Below are 16,251 nucleotides of genomic sequence, written 5' to 3'. Positions count from 1 at the left end.
GAAGGAGACCATCATGACCAGCAAGAACGCATCGGCGGCGAGCGAGCCGGCGACCAGCCTGACCGACAAGGAGCGCGAGGCCATCGCGCAGATGCCGTACGAGGAGGCCCGCGACAAGCTCATCCAGGCCGTGCAGGCGCTGGAGGCCGGCGGATTGAACCTCGACCAGTCCATGCGCCAGTGGGAGATCGGCGAAGCGCTTGCCAAGCGTGCGCAGAGCCTGCTGAACGAGGTCAAGGCCAAGCTCGATGCCGCCCAGGCCGAGCAGGCCAACAGCGCCGACACCGCCGGCACCCAGTCCAACCTGGACTGACGGGGCACCCTACGCGGGACGTTGCGTCCATAAGCACGCGCCACGGCGAAGCCCGCGCGAACTTATGGACGGAAAACACGAGGTTTGCGCCCATATGTGCGCGCAGCCGTCGTTTGGGCGAGCACTTATGGACGCAACGATGGCGTGCCGAGACCATCTATGTTCCCATATGCGTGGTGACACACCGCCGTAGTGCCACGCACCGTAGTCGCACTACGCGGCATCCGTCATCGTCCGACGCCTACCACAACATGACAACGTCGCCGTAAGGTACCGCCCCGATCAGCCGGCCGTCACCGCCGTCACCGCACGACGATGGTGGCGAGCAGCGCGGCGTGATCCGAGCCGGCGACCGACTTGACCTGCATCTGACCGGCGATGATGTCCTTGTCCAGCACGATATGGTCGATGCCGGCGAACCGCGGCAGCGGCAGCTTGTTGGACGGCCAGGTGAACGTGAACCCGTGCCCCGACTGCCGCGCGGCGTCCGAGAACCGGTTCCCCAGGATGTTGCGGAACGGCGTGTGGTCGGTCGTGGCGTTGAAATCGCCCATGAACACGTAGCGCGAACCTTCGCGCGAGCGCATGGATGCCAGCTCGTCCAACGAGCGCTTCCACCGGCTCCAGTAGCCGGGAATCGGCGCGGTGGTATGCACGGAGACGAATCGCAGCTGGGCCTTGCCGCCGCCGAACGTCACGGTGCCGCCCGGCATGAACGACGCGCTCGACCCGACCTCGTCATCGACCGGACGCCTGAGCTCGGTCGCGGACCAGATGCCGTTGCCGTAGACACCGTCCGACGACGAAACCTGCGAATACGGCAGATAGCTGTGGATGCCCGCCTCGTCGAGCTTCTTGACGAAATCGTTCGTCGTCTCCTGCAACGCGAGCACTTCGACGCGCTGATCCCGCACGATGTCGACGATGGCCTTCGCGTCCGCATGGCCTTTGTAGACGTTGAAGGTCATCACGCGGGCGATCATGTCGCCGGTGTCCGCCCGGGTCGATGCCATGGCCGCGTCGACGGCCGCCGGCAGCTTCGTGGACGCGCTGAAGAACGGCCACTGCCACCACACCTGGAGGCCGATGCAGGCGAGCGCCATCAGCATGGCGATCCAGCGGCGCGAGATGACCGACAGTATCAGCGCGAGCACGGCGAGAATCACGAACCACGGCGTCGCGGATACGATCACGGGGATGTACGGCAGCGCCTGCAGGTCCTCGGGGAGCATGCGCAGGACGCTGCACACCAATGCGAGAGCGGCGAATATGACCGACAAGACGCCAAGGAGACGGTGGCGTCGGCCGCGTGGGGCGCTTGTTTTCGCGGCGGGCCTTTTCGCAGTGCCGGACGACGCGCCGGACCGCCGAGCCGCTGAGCCGTAGGCGTTCCGTGATGATCCTCGCGCGTTTGCCATTCGCCACTCCCCTGTCGTCCGTCAACCGGTACGCAACGACATGTATTCTTCCAGCCGTCGCGCATACAAGCTCATACGATAACGCCCCGGAACCGCGGACGCCATCGTTCCCGAGAATCATTCCCCATTCCGGCACGTATGCGCGGCGGCCTGCGGGCTTCACACTGCGCACGATACGCGCATATCCGCCCGACATGTATAATGGTCATTCGTTGCCCCGGTAGCTCAGGGGATAGAGCACCGCTCTCCTAAAGCGGGTGTCGTGCGTTCGAATCGCATCCGGGGCACCCATTCGACTGGAAGACCCGAGCAGAACGATTCGGTCATCCTTGAATAACTATCGAGTCTATCGCCCGGATCCCAATCCCCGCGCATCCATACCATACGAGACATTTCGGGAATATACCGTCACTGTGCGAGGGTACCGTCACTGTGCGTGTGCACACGCACAGTGACGGTTGTTGAAATCCCTTATTTTCCAATGGTTTTGAAGGGTGCCGTCACTCTGCGAGTTTTGAGAGCGCCATTTTTCGACATCGTCGTCACAGGCCTTCCAGTGACACCCGATAGCATGCGTGCAGAACAGTGACCGACCGGCATCATGCATGACATCCCCGTGCGCGTCACCTCCAGCACCGCCGCCGACAGGACGGGCCAAGGCGGCATGAGGAGGGCGGCAGCGCAGCGGGGATGATGATTCCAACCGGCCACCGGGGAAATGGATGATCTCTCACGATGATGGATGGGACGGTGACGCATGGCAACGCTGAAAGACGTGGCGAAGGCGGCGGGGGCATCGCCGAGCACCGTGTCGTACACGCTTCGCGGCGGCGCCTACGTGTCGCAGGAGACCCCGGGGCAGGTCTGCGCGATCATCGAGCGCAACAAGAACACCACGCCGGTCGACATCCTGCACTGACCGCCCCCTTCACCCGGCTCGCCTCGGCTCGGCTCCGCCGCCATCCCGCGAAAGTCCCATCACGACCAATGTACATGGGACTTTCGCGGGAAGAGGGCGGGGAATGGTCAAGCGCCGCGCGGCAATCAGCAGCAGCCCGTCTCGCGGTGATCAGTGGGAGGCCAGCGCCGTGATCCGGTCAAGGAACTGGCTCTTGAATCGCGCGATGTCGACGCGCACGGCCACCTGCGTGGTCTTGTGCGAGTAAGTGAGCCGGTCGTGAGCGCGGTCGCCGATGGTCCTACCGCGATACGCGCCCTCCAAGTCGACCTGCAGGTTCATGCCCAGCGTGGTGACCAGCGTCGGGTCGAGCGCCGCGGCCACGGCAAGCGGATCGTGCATGCCGCACCCCTCCAGCTCGGGCTGCGTCGCCGAATACGCGTCGATGTAGAAATCCGTCATGCCCGCCAGGAAATCACCCGCCGCGGTGCCCAGCCGCCGCCATCGCTCGATGTCGCGCCGCGTGAGCACCGCCTGATGCGTGACGTCAAGGCCGATCATCGTGGTTTCCACGCCGCTGCGCAGGATGGCGTCGGCGGCCTCCGGGTCCTGCATGATGTTCGCTTCAGCACCGGGTGTCACATTGCCCGGCACGGTCAGCGCACCGCCCATGAACGTGATGGAACCGACGAGCTCGCCGATGCGCGGCTCACGACGGCAGACTTCGGCGATCGTGGTCATCGCGCCGGTGGGCACGATGACCAAGTCCTTGCCGTACGTGTGCGCCGCGTCGATGATGAAATCCGCCGCGGCCGTCGTTTCCGGCGAGCGCCGCGAATCGGGGATCGTCATGTCGCCGATGCCGTTGTCGCCGTGGATGCGCCGCGTTCCTGCCGACGGCGAATAGCGGAAGTTTTCCGGTGCGGTCGACGGGCGGTCGAGACCGGGATACACCGACACTTCGGGATGCCCAAGCAGGTCGGTGACGGCGAGCGCGTTGCGCATGCCGGTCTCGACGGTGACGTTGCCATAGGTGCCGGTGATGCCGATCAGCCGGACGTCATCGGCCTGTTCGCTTGCGAGCGCATACGCGATTGCCAGTGTGTCGTCGATGCCGGTATCCAAATCGAGAATGAGTTTGCGTGTCATGCGGGTCTCCTTTGCCTTCCGTATTCTACGCCGCACACCTATGGCGACTGTCAACCGGCCTCGCCGCGTCCCGTCAGACGAACAGGCTCATGTCGCTGGTCTCGCCGGAGCCGAGGAACGTTGAGACGCCGCCGAGCTCCACTCCGTCGATGAGCTCCTCCTGATGGATGCCCATGATGTCCATCGACATCTGGCATGCGACCAGGCGCACGCCGTGATCGGTCGCCTGCTTCATCAGCGATTCGAGTGATTCCACGTTCTTGGATTTCATGATCCAGCGGATCATCTTCGCGCCGATGCCGCCCATGTTCATGCGCGAGAGGCCGAGCTTGCGCGTGCCGCGCGGCATCATCATGCCGAACATGCGCTCGATGAGCGTCTTCCTGACACGCACGCGCTTGGGCTTGCGCAGGATGTTGAGCCCCCAGAACGTGAAGAAGATCGTGACCTTGCGGCCCATCGCGGCGGCGCCGTTCGCCATGATGAACACGGCGATGGTCTTGTCGAGGTCACCGCTGAACACGACGAAGGTCTTGTCATGGCGAACGTCGCCGCCATCCGGGTTGAAGCCGGTCTGCTGCGGTGCGGCGGCGGGAGTCTCGGCCGATACCGTCCGACCGGCCGGCGACGACGGGCATGCGGCGGCCGGAGCGCCGGGGGCCGGCATGTGCGCGGTCTTGTCGATGACGACATGAATCACGCCGTTTTCGTCGCGTTCGAGCGAGACGAGATGGTTGCCGGTGCGTTCGCACCACACCGCGATGTCTGACAGGAAGGCGTCTTCGGTCGCCTCGGCGGTCAATCGGGTTCCGATCGGCAGCGGGCGCAGCGTGTCGGCGACCTTCACGATCGGACCGGGGCACTTGAGCCCTTTGGCGTCGACGAATACCGCGTGAGGCTGCGCGCCGTCCGTATCTCCATCGCTGCCGTGCGAGGCGGCCGAGTCGGCAGCCCCCGTCGACTTGCTCTCATGCTCAGGGCCGCGCAGGGATATCTGCTGCGCCGCGGCCGGGATGGAGAGCGTCGCGGCGCTTCCCTTCGCCTGCTTTTCGGGCCGGGCATCACCATCGTCGACGTCGTTCTCCCGCTGTTGCGGCAGAGAGGCGAGATACTCCCGATACGCCTGGAATCCGCCGTCAAGGTTGATGGCGTCATAGCCGCGATCGGCAAGGATCTCGGTGACCTGCTCGCTCCAATCCCCCACCCGGCAGAACACGACGACCGGCTTGTCGTTCGGCACCTGGCTCAGCCTCGTGCCGATCTGGTTGAACGGGATATTGATCGCGCCATCAAGGCCATGGACCAACACCTCGTCGGGCTCGCGCAGGTCCAGCAGCGTCACCGTGGATTTGTCGAGCTCAGCGAATCGTGCCGGCGTGATGCGCTTGATGGCATCGCCGTCGTCGTCCGCCAGCGGTGAATCGATGTGCTTGTCCGTCATGTCAGATGCTCCCCTCATATGTTCGTGGCTCATGCCAGCGCCTGCGCGCGCCCTGCGCCTTTGGCCGCCGAGGCGCACGGTATCCGTTCATGAGCCTATGCCAGATGTCTGTCTCCCGTTGCAGCGTGGTGATAGACGCCGGTGATGGCGCGTTATTAAACGGCGGAATCGCCGTCATTCACACGCCGCACGCCGGCTGGATGTATCGCGCCGGATCCAGCGTGGTTATGGTCGGATGCTCGCCGCACACCGGGCAATCGGGTTCGCGCTCCGGCAACGGCACGGCGCGGCACGTCATCGCCAGCGCGTCGAACGTCATCAGACGGGCGGTCAGCGGCTTGCCGACGCCGAGTATCAGCTTCACCGCCTCCACCGCTTGCATGCTGCCGATCACTCCGACCACTGCGCCGAGCACGCCGGTCTCCTTGCAGCTGGGCACCTCGCCGGCCGCGGGCATATCGCGGAAAATGCAGCGGTAGCAGGGGCCTCGCCCGGGCACATACGTCATGAGCTGGCCCTCGAACCGCAGCGCGCCACCATATATATACGGCTTCCCGGCAAGAACGCAGGCGTCGTTGATGAGGAATTTCGTCGAGAAATTGTCCGCGGCGTCGACGATGACATCGTAGCCGGCAATCAGCTCGGCGATATTGCCGGCAGATACGCGTATGTGATACGGCTTCACCGTCACGTCTGGGTTGATGGAGGTGACGGTTTCGGCCGCCGATTCGACCTTCGGCATGCCGACGTTGCCGGTGCCGTGAATGATCTGACGTTGCAGGTTCGACAGGTCCACCACATCATCATCGACGATGCCGATCGTGCCGACGCCGGCGGCCGCCAGATACATCGCGGCCGGCGATCCCAGACCGCCCGCGCCGATGACCAGCACTCGTGCGGCGAGCAGCTTCTTCTGTCCGCGTACGCCGATCTCCTTCAGAATCAGATGCCGCGAATATCTCTCCAGCTGGTCATCCGTGAAAGCCATGTCCTTCTCCCCTGTCAGCGGCACCCGTCCGCGACGTCGCCCGACTCGTCGATGTATGCACAGCATAGCGTAACGGAGGAACGGTATTTCGCGCGGGGAGCACACGGACGGCCGTTTTGTGACGATCATCCCCGGCGGGCGCCCGGATGGGGTTAGGATTGGAGCAATGCGCACAGGCGGGCCTGCCGCCGGAGGCGAACACAAGGAGGCCGATGATGACTGCTGCACACCTGACCGTCGCACACTGCGGCGAGGTATCCGCCCTGACGCTGGGACTGCCGGCCTCGGCGGCGATTCCCGAGCAGAAGGGCACGCTGCCGAAGGGATTGTTCGTGGCGAAGGCGCCGGTATCGTCCAAACTCAAGCAGCGACTGGTCAACGACATCGCCTCGATCACGATGCTCGCGCTGCTGCGGCCCGCGAACACGGCGATGGGCGCCGGCAGCGGCAAGATGCCCGAGGTGCTGGTGATTGGCCTGCGCGTGAACACGCCCGGCATCCCCGTCGAGGTGATCGATCTGATCGCCGGACAGCGTAAATCCGGCATCGTGTTCGTCTGCGTGCACGAAGGCGAGTTCGAAGGCACGGTACGCGAGGAGTGTGCGCTGGCCGTGCGCCGCAACGTGCCGGTCCGTGCCGGTCATGTGCCGATCACGAAAGTGTTCTCCGGCGAATGGAGGCCGGCCGGCGAGGTCACGCTGGAACTACCGGAAGGGAACGCCGACGGCGGCGCGAAGACGATGGACGACCTGTGGGATTCGCTGTGCGCGCAGGCGATTCTCGATTCCGCGGACGGAGCCAATCTGGACGCGCGAATCGCCCGCCGGGACCAGATCGTCACGCTGAAAGCCGCCGAAGAGAAGCTGTCGCGTGATCATCAGCGTGCCAAGAACCCCGCCCAGCGCAACGAGATTTACGCCAAACTGCATAAGATTCGCACGCAGCTGGCACAATTGGAGCAGTAGATGCCCCGTCACCGGCGCGGCATATAGATGCTGCGCGCAGAAACCGCAACGGTCAGAAACCCAGCCGCGTGCGGCCGAACTGATCGAGCCAGCGCAGAATCGCGCCCTCGCGTAACGCCCACGGGCAGATCTCGACCTCATGCACGTTCAGGGACCTCATGATCTCGTCGGCCACGATGCCGCCGCCGACGATCTGCATCGCGCGCTCCGGCGTGATGCCCGGCAACGCCACGCGCTGCTCCGGCTCGATGGCCGCAAGCCGGGGAATCCAGTCCTCCAGCTGCTCGCGCGTCATGATCCACGTGTCCTCGCGCCCGGACTGGCGCAGCACCGCACCCGCCAGACGTGCCAATGAGCGGAACGTCTTTGACGTGCCCACGGCATGCGCCGGATGCTTGGATTTGGGGAACGCGTCGACCATCGGCTCCAGAATCCTGCGCACTTTCTTGCGCACGACCTCCAGCTCGTCAACGCTCGCCGTGCCTTCGGGCAGATACTCGCGTGTGATGCGGCAGGCGCCCGCGGCGGCGCTGAGCGCCACGGTCGGCTCCTCGTCGGAGCCCATGGCGACCTCCAGGGAGCTGCCGCCGATATCGAGCATCAGCAGGCGCCCGGCATCCCACCCATACCAGCGTCGGGCGGCGAGGAACGTCAGGCGGGCCTCGTCCGTTCCCGACAGCACGGTCACGCTCTGGCCGATGCGCTCTTCAATCTTGCGCAGGATCTTGTTGCTGTTGGGAGCCTCCTTGATGGCCGACGTGGCCATCGCGAGCAATTGCGTGATGTCGTATTCCTCGGCAAGTTCCATGCACTGATCCACGGCGGTCAGAATCGCCTCGATGCCGGACTTCTTGATCGACCCGTCATCCTTGACATACTGCATCAGCCGCACCGTGGATTTGGTGCTGGCCTCGGGATCGGGTCGCGCACCGGGCGCAGCGTCGACGATCAGCATATGAATCGTGTTGGAGCCGATGTCAAGCACGCCCAATCGAGTGACGCGCGAACGCAAATTCACCATAGCATCTCACTGTATCACCGGCGCGGCCGCAGCATGCGCGCGGTGTTCCACCCAAGGCCGGCCGCGGTTATCGGAGAATCATCGCAGCGAGGCGACGAACTTTCCGAGCCGGGACAGCCCCTCCGTCAACGCCTCGCGCGACGCCGCGTAGGACAGCCGCACATGCGTGTCCGCGGTCGCCGGGCCGAAATCCCGTCCCGGAGTCAGCGCCACATGCGCCTCTTCCAGCGCACGCTCGCAGAACGTCCACGCGTCCAAACCGGTTCCCGCGACGCTGAAATACGCGTAGAACGCGCCGTTCGGAACCACTTCGAGCGGCAGGCCGATGCGCTCCAGACCACTTACGACGATGCGGCGGCGGGCGAGCAGCTCCTGTCTGCGTTCCTCGCACACCGCCAACGATTCGGGCGTGAAGCAGGCGAGCGCAGCATGCTGGGTGGGCGTGTGCGCGCATAGATAATAGTTGGTCGCCAGATCGTCGACCGCCTCGATCGTGTATTCGGGCACCACCGCCCAGCCGAGACGCCAGCCGGTCATGCCGAAGAACTTGGAGAAGCTGTTGCAGATGATCGCGTCCGGGTCGGCGAGCAGCGCGGACCTGACCTCGCTGCCATCGGGCTCCCGGTCGGCGAGGTCGAGGTATGTCTCGTCGATGATGCGCCACGCGCCGCGGAATCGCGCCAGATCGCACACGCCTTTGAGCACGTCGAAGTCGATGGTCGTGCCGGTGGGGTTGGACGGCGACGTGACCATCACCGCCTTGGTGCGCTCGCTCCACGCGCGGTCGACCAGTTCGGCGTTGAGATGGAAGCGGGTGGCCGCGCTGGTCGGCACGTCCACCACCACGCCTTCGAAGGAGCGGATCAGTTCGCGGTTGCACGGGTAGGACGGGTCAGCGACGATCACCTCGTCGCCGGGGTCGACAGTGAGCGCGGTGGCCAGCAACAGTGCGGCAGACCCGCCTGCGGTGATGACGATGCGGCGGGGGTCGATGTCGACATGATGGCGTTCATGGTAGAAATCGGCGATGGCGCGTCGCAGCTCGGGCAGGCCCAGCGCAGCGGTGTACGGCAGCGCGCGGCCATCATATTGCTCTCGCATCGCGTCGCGCACGGCGGGCGGCGCTCCGAAATCCGGCTCCCCCAGACTCAGCTTGATGACGCTGATGCTGCGGGCGATCATCTCGTCGGCCCTCTCGCCGAACACCATTGCCCGGAACGGCTGCGCCTCGCGTGCGCGTCGCGACATCGTCGGCTGTTTCGTCTCGCTCATCATGCATCACCCTTTGCCGTCCATTCGGTACTGCCACCGATTGTAATTGCCTACCACCCTCCCGGCAAAGTCCCGTTTCACCGGGCGTTCACGGGACTATGGCCGGATGTGGAGCCGGTAATCGGGGAATTATACGATGGAACCGCCTGCATTGACGGAACCGGCCGCATTGGCGAGGTCAGCAAGCTCATTGGACGCCATGGAACCAGGCACGGTGATCTCGGTGTAGAGCCGTTCCAGACGCGCCTCGCGCACGGGCTTGGCGAGCTCGCACTCCCAGACGACGATGACATGCCATCCGGCGGATTCGAGCGCGGCGTGCTGCGCGATGTCGCGGTCATGGTTGCGGGTCAGTTTCGCGGTCCAGAATTCCACATTGGATTTGGGAATGGAATACTTGGAACATCCCTGATGCGCATGCCAGAAGCATCCGTTGATGAACACGATCGTATGCCATTTGGGCAGAACCACGTCGGGATGGCCGGGATAGCGCCTGTCGTTTTTGCGGAACCGAAGCCCCCGCGAGAACAGGTACCGGCGCACGAGCACTTCGATGCGGGTGTCCTTCCCGCGGATATGCGACATCGTGTAGCTGCGCGTGCCCCGCTCATACCGTTCGCCGGGCTTGGCCTTCGCGCCCGATTTGCCGGATCCACCGGTCTTCCTCGCGGCCTTCCTCGCGGCCTTTCCCTCGGCCTTCCCCGCAGCCGTCATCTCATCGCCGGCGCCTTTCGCCGCCTGCCGCCGCTCGTCATGGTTTACGCTTTGTTCGCTCACGGTCTCCATTATCCGCCATTGCCGACATCGGAGCGTCAATCGCGATAGACTACACGTACGCTTGCAACCACGGAGCGGAACCAGGGAGGCAGAATCATGGATGGCTCAACCACCTCGATCAGCGTGGATCCGCGGCAACAGCTCGACGACATCGTGGATTTCGTCAATGACAGCTGGCTGGCATCAACGGATTTCGACGGCCCTACGTTCCTGTGGAACCATATGATCTCCGACGCGTCCGCCCAGGACGACGACAACCGCAACAATGTGCCCGTCGCCGCTCCCAACGAGGTCGCCGACGTGATCGGGTTGACGATGCAATGGTACTTCGACTCCATCTCATCCACCGTGCCGACCGCCGAACGCACCGAGGACGGCGTGTCCATGCCGCGCAACGACATGCCCACGTTCCGCATCGATTCGCAGGCGCTGTCGGGAGTGGATGCCGTGGTCGGCAACGCGCTGATGAGCACGCGCTGGGTCGACGCCACCACGAATCTGGCGAAGTCGGTCGAGATGACCGCGCGATTCGTGGGCAACGCGGCGGACCGGGACGGCGAGGGCTTCGACTATCTCAAGGAGCTCATCCAGAACGTGCGCGTGTACATGGATTCCGTGGCGCGCAACGCCGACCCGCAGGACGGGGAGAAGGCGCTGCGACTGATCACGCGGGTGGCCTGCAACGAGGATTTCCAGCTGAACGCGACGCAGATGGTGGAGCTGCTGTCGTGCGGCCTGTCGTTCGCGCAATGGGACGATACGCGCATGTTCGCCTATGATGCGCTGAACAGCGCCCTTGACACGATGGATCGTTTCGCCAAGGAGGCGAAAATCGACGAGGACGGGCGATGCGACGGCGAAACGGCACACGACGATGGCGTCATCGCCGCCGAGGCCGCGACCGGCTCGACGGCCGACGCTTCGGAACTCATCAAGCGCACGGTGGCGCTGTCGGCGCACCAGCAGTTCGAGGAATCGATCATGTTCCTGCGCCATGATCTGATGCGCGTGAGCGGTGATGCGGCCGACGCCGACCGCTTCTTGGTGAGCCACCACGAATCGGAAGCCATGGCGGATGCCTACGCGGCGCGCCTTATCGCGGCGGAGCGCTGGGATGAGCTCATCGGCTTCATCGACATGGTGGAGCGCGACCGGCCGAACCAGTACACAGTGATGTTCCCGGAGGATCTGGTTGCGTATGAGTGGGAATCCCTGCGCGAGGCCGCATTCGAGGCGCTGGGACGTTGGGACGAGCTCAGGGCGATGTACCGCGAGCGCATCGTCGAGGCGTACGACCCCTCCGACCTGCACACCATCGCCCAGCTGCGCGCGATCAGCGGCCGGGATTGGGCCGGGCAGGTGCGGAGCATCGTCACGGCGTACGATGACGGATCCGGACGCTACGCCCGCAATCCGATTTACGAGCGGCTGCTCGTCGACGAGCGGCTGAGTGCCGAGGCAGAACGCTACTGCCACACGTTCCCCGACGCCCGCGCCGATCTCGCGGCGGTATTGTGACGCGCTCGTCCGCCGCGATGGATCGCCGAGCCTAAAGCACGTATACGGTTCGTGTGCAATCGGCTCGTGAGGGGTCTTCGCGTTCGCCGGCTGGACAACTCCCGCATTATCGACTTTTGCGGCAGTTGTCCAGCCGGCAGCGATGACCCACATCGGCACGATTTAGCAAAAACGGCTTAACTGCAACGTTTTTCCGCGATTATTCTGCGAAATAATAGCGTTTTGCGCGTGTGGCGTCCTGATTTCGCGGGACAACACGCGCAAATATCGATAATGCGGAAGTTGTACAGCAGTTAGCCGTAACCAGCCGCGACCAGAGTCGGCCCAGCCCCGGCTTACAGCTCGAAGCCGAGTTCCTCGGCGGCGTCGGTCGGCACGGGGTCGTCGCACCAGAAATCCTCAAGGTTCTCGTAGGTGGTCAGACTGCGAATCTCGGCCTTGTCGATGTACAGTTCGCCACTCAGATGGTCGGTCTCATGCTGGAAGATGCGCGCCGGCCAACCGTGCAGACGCTCCTCATGCTGCTTGCCGTTCTCGTCGGTCCAGCGTGCGGTGATGTCGAGCCAGCGCCTACGCACGGCCTGATATCCGTCGAAGCTCAGGCAGCCTTCGTAGAAGCTGCGGGTCGCGTCGCCGATCGGCTCATAACTGGGGTTGATGATGGCGTGGAACGGGAATTCGGCGATCTCGCGCGGATCGTCCTCGTCGTCGCGCACATGGTCCTCGACCACCGCGAGCGCGAGCCCCAGGCCGATCTGTGTGGCGGCCAGGCCGACTCCCGGCGCTTCCAGCATCGTCGTGTGCATCGTGTCGATGAGCTTGTTCAGCGTGCCCTTGCTCAGCTGGCCGGAGTATTGCACGGTCTGCTGGCGCAGCACCGGTTCGCCGGCCTGCACGATCGGCAGGATTCGCTCCTTGCCGCCGGTTTTGAGGAGCTGTTCGACCTCACGGTTGAGTTCGAGGTCGACTTTCGTGTTTTTTCCGAACATACGAGTGATTCCTTGGTATTGCGGTATTGCCGTTATTCGTTCTACAGCGCGAGCTCGTCGGCCACGACCTTGGCGAGCCGGTCGCACACCTCGTCGGCCTGCTGCTGCGTGGCGGCTTCGGCCATCACGCGCACGAGCGGCTCGGTGCCGGACGGTCGCAGCAGCACGCGACCGGTGTCGCCGAGCAGCTTCGACTCCTTGTCGACGGCGGCCTGCACCGCCGCGTTGGTGGTGGCGGCCATCTTGTCGACGTTCGGCACGTTGACGAGCTGCTGCGGCAGCTGCGGGAAGTCCGCGGCGAGCTGCTTGAGGCTCTTGCCGGATTTGACGACCTCGTTGCACAGGGTGAGCGCGGTCAGAGTGCCGTCACCGGTGGTGGCGAACTCGCGGTTGATGACGTGGCCGGACTGCTCGCCGCCGAGCGTGTAGCCGCCGCGGAGCATCTCCTCCAGCACGTAGCGGTCGCCGACCGCGGTCTGCACGGTCTTGATGCCCATGTCCTTGAGGGCGAGCTTGAGTCCGAGGTTGCTCATCACGGTGACGACGAGCGTGTTGTCGGCGAGCTTGCCGGCCTCCTTCTTGGCGCGGGCCAGGATGCCCATGATCTGATCGCCGTTGACCATGTTGCCGTCCTCATCCACGGCGAGGCATCGGTCGGCGTCGCCGTCGAACGCGACGCCCATCACCGCGTCGGTGGCCTTGACCATGGCCTGCAGCTGCTCGGGGTGCGTGGAACCGGCGTTCTTGTTGATGTTGTATCCGTCCGGGGAGGCGTTGATGACCAGCACTTCCGCGCCGGCGCGGCGCAGCGCCTCCGGAGCGACCACCGATGTGGCGCCGTTCGCGCAGTCCGCCACGATCTTCAGGCCGCGCAACGGCTTGGGCTGGGTCTTGTCCGGGTTGAGCGGGGCGATGGTCGACACCAGATGGTCGATGTACAGGTTCGTGGCGGTCACCGTCTCATGCGAGACGCGGCCGACGCCCGCGCCGGTCGGACGGTCCCAGTCCTGACCGAGCACGGCCTCGATGTCGTCCTCCTTGCTGTCGGGCAGCTTGAAACCGCCGCGCGCGAAGAACTTGATGCCGTTGTCGGGCATGAGGTTGTGCGACGCGGAGATCACCGCGCCCATCTCGACGTTGAGCACGGAGGTCAGGAACGCGACGCCCGGCGTGGGGATGATGCCCGCATCGATCACGTCGAAGCCGCCAGCAGACATGCCGGCGCACAGCGCGGACGCCAGAAAATCACCGGACACGCGCGTATCACGGCCGATCAGCGCACGACGGCGGCCCTCCGGCAGGCCTTCCCTGACGGCACTGTTGCCCAGCACGCGCACGGCGGCATCCCCCAGATCAAGCGCCAGACGCGCGGTCAAATCCCTGTTCGCCAATCCACGAACGCCATCGGTTCCAAACAATCTCGGCATAATCTGCGATTCCTTTGCTTCGACGGCTTCCGCCGTCTCTTCGACATACCGAGCACCATCGTAACCGGCCGGCGAAGCGATTGCATCCCATATCCATGAATACTGCCCAAATCACGCGCAATTGCCAGTTTCGGAGAAAGACATGTGAGAGAATACAAGCAGATTCGCGAGTCATTTGCCAATGAGAGAAGGGGCCGATTGGGGCTTTCTCTGCTGTGGTCATTACCCTGAATGCCGTCCATGTCCGCCGGAGTTTCCATTGCCACCATGGTTGTCAGGGGCTGGAACTCCGGGAGCCGGTTCAGTCGGCGGGTATGGTTGCGGCGGAGCGAATCCTTGCCGGGGGATCTGCTGAGGATATGGCTGCTGCGGCTGGCTAGGTGGCTGTTCCGGCACCCGGTTCGGCAGGCGGAGCCTGGCCCCCACTCCCCTGTGATCCACCAGGATATGGGCGGGATGGCACGGGTCCGTTTGGGTATGATCGAACACTGCCATATGCCACACCGGATACGGGAATCCGCGCGCGCGTCCTACGCCGCCGAGACACCACCAGGGCGATTATCACGCCCGCGGCTATAGCGGCCACGCCTGCGCCGATCACGCCCCACAGCCACACCGGCATGCCGGACGAAGCGCTCTGCGACGGGTCTCCTTCGGGCTTGGCCTGCCCGTTCGGTGTCGTGGTGTTATTGGTCGAACCATCGGCGGTGTTCGTCGCGGAGTATTGCATGCAGTCGGAGCCGCCATCGGAACGGCACTGCTCCACCTTCTTCCACGCCGCCTGCTGACGCTCGTACTCCCGCCCGATGAGCCCGGCCTCACACGGGACATTATCCGCCGCGGTGCCAACGCCGTCCGGGTTCGTCTTGCAATCCTGCGTGTACCAGTCCTTCAGATCCGGGTATTGGGCGGCCGCCTTCATCTGGTACTCCAGAATCGGGTTCACATCCTTGTACTGGGTCGGGCCGACCGTCAGCAGCGCATTCAGGTCCACCTCGCCGAACCCCCGCTTGCGTTCCGGGTCAATGACCGGCTTGCCCTTGCCGCTCTTCGTGTTGCGTATCAAAGACTGGATGATCTGGTTGCCCGTCGCGTCGAGCCACTTCTGCATGGCCAACGCCAGGTACGACGACAACACCGCGGCCGCGGTCGACGTGCCGCCATTGCCCGCGATATTGTATACATTCGAAAGAGGATTGACCGGGCCTAATACGTTCATGCCATAGGACAGCACCGCCACATTACCGTCCATGACATCCGAGGTGGAAGCCAGGTTCCCGGACTCGTCCACGCTGTTCACCATCACCACACCGGGGAAGGTCTCCATGCTGCGCGGGTCGCCGGTCAGATCATCCAAGCCGGGATTCATGTCATTCGCACGTCCTCCGACCATGACGACCCCATGACGCAGGGCATCCACATACCCGGCATAATCCGCGCTGACGAGATCACCTCCCTGGGAACGGTTGAGGATGCGAGCGTCCCAGTCCACCGCCGTCTTGACATCTGCACCACTGTCGCTTGTCGCATCACCCGCGAGTTTCTGATCGCAAGGTGTCACAGCAGGCCCCGCATTAACCGCCCCATCCGTAATATGCAACACGTCCGCTTTGGGCGCCGCCCCCATGATTCCGGGCCACTTCGAAGTGTAGTTGCTTCCATCACCCACGATCCATGCCAGCATGTCGGTGCCGTGCGAGGAGTAGTAGCCGCCTTCACCGGACTTGATCGTCGCGGTCAACGGCTTGCCGTCCACCTTGCACTCGACCGTCTTGTCATCCACGTTATGGAATCGTCCCAGCTTGTATGTGATCGAGGCATGCTTCAACGCGGGATAATCCTCCACCGCCTGCGAATCCAGCACTGCCACCTTCACACCGGAACCATCAATGCCCTGCTTCCACGCGGCAGCCACCACATCGTTCGCCACCGGCCAACGCCCGTCATCCGCCGCGAACGCGCCGGGCGTCCACGCGCAAGGCAACACACACGCCAGCGCGAACGCGCACCCGGCCTTCACCCTCGACCAACGAGAAACCATGAACCTGCCCTTCCCGGCTCACGCCGTCTTTGGA

Annotated in this window: 14 protein-coding genes and 1 tRNA gene; 5 read left to right on the top strand and 10 right to left on the bottom strand. The window is 64.2% G+C overall.

Features of this window, described 5'->3' with window-relative positions; genetic code table 11:
• The first annotated feature begins 13 nt into the window (after window positions 1–13).
• Window positions 14–313, top strand: coding sequence for an exodeoxyribonuclease VII small subunit (locus BBBF_RS02255; RefSeq protein ID WP_003812098.1), 300 nt, complete (start codon window positions 14–16; stop codon window positions 311–313).
• Window positions 314–615: 302 nt separating this feature from the next.
• Here the strand turns inward: BBBF_RS02255 and BBBF_RS02250 are convergent, their stop codons facing one another.
• The gene (locus tag BBBF_RS02250; protein WP_033509954.1) at window positions 616–1,731 is read right to left on the bottom strand and encodes an endonuclease/exonuclease/phosphatase family protein; all 1,116 of its coding nucleotides are present in this window, start codon (window positions 1,729–1,731) and stop codon (window positions 616–618) included.
• A gap of 214 nt (window positions 1,732–1,945) precedes the next feature.
• Here BBBF_RS02250 and BBBF_RS02245 point away from each other — a divergent pair.
• Both BBBF_RS02245 and BBBF_RS02240 read left to right on the top strand, forming a co-directional pair.
• Window positions 1,946–2,018 (top strand) — tRNA-Arg (locus tag BBBF_RS02245).
• Between the two features lie 470 nt (window positions 2,019–2,488).
• Window positions 2,489–2,650: a LacI family DNA-binding transcriptional regulator gene (locus BBBF_RS02240; protein WP_021647694.1), complete on the top strand. Its 162-nt coding sequence runs from the start codon at window positions 2,489–2,491 to the stop codon at window positions 2,648–2,650.
• Between the two features lie 150 nt (window positions 2,651–2,800).
• Here the strand turns inward: BBBF_RS02240 and BBBF_RS02235 are convergent, their stop codons facing one another.
• The 3 genes from BBBF_RS02235 to thiF all read right to left on the bottom strand — a co-directional run bounded on the left by BBBF_RS02235 (window position 2,801) and on the right by thiF (window position 6,207).
• Window positions 2,801–3,778 carry a nucleoside hydrolase gene (locus tag BBBF_RS02235; protein ID WP_021647693.1) on the bottom strand — a complete coding sequence of 326 codons (978 nt, stop codon included), beginning with the start codon at window positions 3,776–3,778 and terminating at the stop codon, window positions 2,801–2,803.
• Window positions 3,779–3,851: 73 nt separating this feature from the next.
• The gene (locus BBBF_RS02230; protein WP_033509956.1) at window positions 3,852–5,219 is read right to left on the bottom strand and encodes a DsrE/DsrF/DrsH-like family protein; all 1,368 of its coding nucleotides are present in this window, start codon (window positions 5,217–5,219) and stop codon (window positions 3,852–3,854) included.
• A 178-nt stretch (window positions 5,220–5,397) separates the two neighbouring features.
• Window positions 5,398–6,207, bottom strand: coding sequence for a thiazole biosynthesis adenylyltransferase ThiF (gene thiF / locus BBBF_RS02225; RefSeq protein ID WP_033509958.1), 810 nt, complete (start codon window positions 6,205–6,207; stop codon window positions 5,398–5,400).
• 215 nt (window positions 6,208–6,422) lie between these two features.
• On the opposite strand from thiF, the gene BBBF_RS02220 reads away from it, so the two are divergent.
• Window positions 6,423–7,172 carry a DUF4391 domain-containing protein gene (locus BBBF_RS02220; protein WP_003818565.1) on the top strand — a complete coding sequence of 250 codons (750 nt, stop codon included), beginning with the start codon at window positions 6,423–6,425 and terminating at the stop codon, window positions 7,170–7,172.
• A gap of 52 nt (window positions 7,173–7,224) precedes the next feature.
• On the opposite strand, the gene BBBF_RS02215 is transcribed toward BBBF_RS02220, so the two are convergent.
• From BBBF_RS02215 to BBBF_RS02205, 3 genes are all read right to left on the bottom strand, one after another.
• The gene (locus BBBF_RS02215; protein WP_021647689.1) at window positions 7,225–8,193 is read right to left on the bottom strand and encodes a Ppx/GppA phosphatase family protein; all 969 of its coding nucleotides are present in this window, start codon (window positions 8,191–8,193) and stop codon (window positions 7,225–7,227) included.
• A 78-nt stretch (window positions 8,194–8,271) separates the two neighbouring features.
• Entirely contained in the window at window positions 8,272–9,468 is a 1,197-nt protein-coding gene (locus tag BBBF_RS02210) for an aminotransferase class I/II-fold pyridoxal phosphate-dependent enzyme (protein WP_003812081.1), read from the bottom strand.
• A gap of 126 nt (window positions 9,469–9,594) precedes the next feature.
• On the bottom strand, window positions 9,595–10,050 hold the full coding sequence (locus BBBF_RS02205) for a very short patch repair endonuclease (protein ID WP_230094052.1): 456 nt from the start codon (window positions 10,048–10,050) through the stop codon (window positions 9,595–9,597).
• A gap of 288 nt (window positions 10,051–10,338) precedes the next feature.
• Between BBBF_RS02205 and BBBF_RS02200 the strand changes: the two genes are divergently transcribed.
• Window positions 10,339–11,760 (top strand): hypothetical protein, encoded by a 1,422-nt coding sequence (locus BBBF_RS02200; protein ID WP_014759931.1) that lies wholly within the window; start codon window positions 10,339–10,341, stop codon window positions 11,758–11,760.
• Window positions 11,761–12,095: 335 nt separating this feature from the next.
• Here BBBF_RS02200 and BBBF_RS02195 read toward each other — a convergent pair whose 3' ends face one another.
• From BBBF_RS02195 to BBBF_RS02185, 3 genes are all read right to left on the bottom strand, one after another.
• Window positions 12,096–12,749 (bottom strand): peptide deformylase, encoded by a 654-nt coding sequence (locus BBBF_RS02195; protein WP_003812076.1) that lies wholly within the window; start codon window positions 12,747–12,749, stop codon window positions 12,096–12,098.
• 41 nt (window positions 12,750–12,790) lie between these two features.
• A complete protein-coding gene (glmM, locus tag BBBF_RS02190) occupies window positions 12,791–14,176 on the bottom strand; it encodes a phosphoglucosamine mutase (protein ID WP_021647688.1) in 1,386 nt (461 codons plus the stop codon).
• A 376-nt stretch (window positions 14,177–14,552) separates the two neighbouring features.
• Window positions 14,553–16,217: a S8 family serine peptidase gene (locus BBBF_RS02185; RefSeq protein ID WP_021647687.1), complete on the bottom strand. Its 1,665-nt coding sequence runs from the start codon at window positions 16,215–16,217 to the stop codon at window positions 14,553–14,555.
• Between the last annotated feature and the right edge of the window lie 34 nt (window positions 16,218–16,251).

The organism is Bifidobacterium bifidum ATCC 29521 = JCM 1255 = DSM 20456 (genome assembly GCF_001025135.1).
Classification (GTDB): Bacteria; Actinomycetota; Actinomycetes; order Actinomycetales; family Bifidobacteriaceae; genus Bifidobacterium; species Bifidobacterium bifidum.
The sequence above is the reverse complement of the archived record's forward strand: the minus strand, read 5'-3'. Positions and strand labels throughout refer to the sequence as shown.

Excerpts from the sequence above, each read along its gene's own strand:
- BBBF_RS02200 (WP_014759931.1), top strand. The coding sequence starts at position 10,339 with ATGGATGGCTCAACCACCTCGATCAGCGTGGATCCGCGGCAACAGCTC.
- glmM (WP_021647688.1), bottom strand. The coding sequence starts at position 14,176 with ATGCCGAGATTGTTTGGAACCGATGGCGTTCGTGGATTGGCGAACAGG.
- thiF (WP_033509958.1), bottom strand. The coding sequence starts at position 6,207 with ATGGCTTTCACGGATGACCAGCTGGAGAGATATTCGCGGCATCTGATT.
- BBBF_RS02205 (WP_230094052.1), bottom strand. The coding sequence starts at position 10,050 with ATGTCGCATATCCGCGGGAAGGACACCCGCATCGAAGTGCTCGTGCGC.
- BBBF_RS02215 (WP_021647689.1), bottom strand. The coding sequence starts at position 8,193 with ATGGTGAATTTGCGTTCGCGCGTCACTCGATTGGGCGTGCTTGACATC.
- BBBF_RS02220 (WP_003818565.1), top strand. The coding sequence starts at position 6,423 with ATGACTGCTGCACACCTGACCGTCGCACACTGCGGCGAGGTATCCGCC.
- BBBF_RS02235 (WP_021647693.1), bottom strand. The coding sequence starts at position 3,778 with ATGACACGCAAACTCATTCTCGATTTGGATACCGGCATCGACGACACA.
- BBBF_RS02210 (WP_003812081.1), bottom strand. The coding sequence starts at position 9,468 with ATGATGAGCGAGACGAAACAGCCGACGATGTCGCGACGCGCACGCGAG.
- BBBF_RS02250 (WP_033509954.1), bottom strand. The coding sequence starts at position 1,731 with ATGGCAAACGCGCGAGGATCATCACGGAACGCCTACGGCTCAGCGGCT.
- BBBF_RS02195 (WP_003812076.1), bottom strand. The coding sequence starts at position 12,749 with ATGTTCGGAAAAAACACGAAAGTCGACCTCGAACTCAACCGTGAGGTC.
- BBBF_RS02230 (WP_033509956.1), bottom strand. The coding sequence starts at position 5,219 with ATGACGGACAAGCACATCGATTCACCGCTGGCGGACGACGACGGCGAT.
- BBBF_RS02255 (WP_003812098.1), top strand. The coding sequence starts at position 14 with ATGACCAGCAAGAACGCATCGGCGGCGAGCGAGCCGGCGACCAGCCTG.
- BBBF_RS02185 (WP_021647687.1), bottom strand. The coding sequence starts at position 16,217 with ATGGTTTCTCGTTGGTCGAGGGTGAAGGCCGGGTGCGCGTTCGCGCTG.
- BBBF_RS02240 (WP_021647694.1), top strand. The coding sequence starts at position 2,489 with ATGGCAACGCTGAAAGACGTGGCGAAGGCGGCGGGGGCATCGCCGAGC.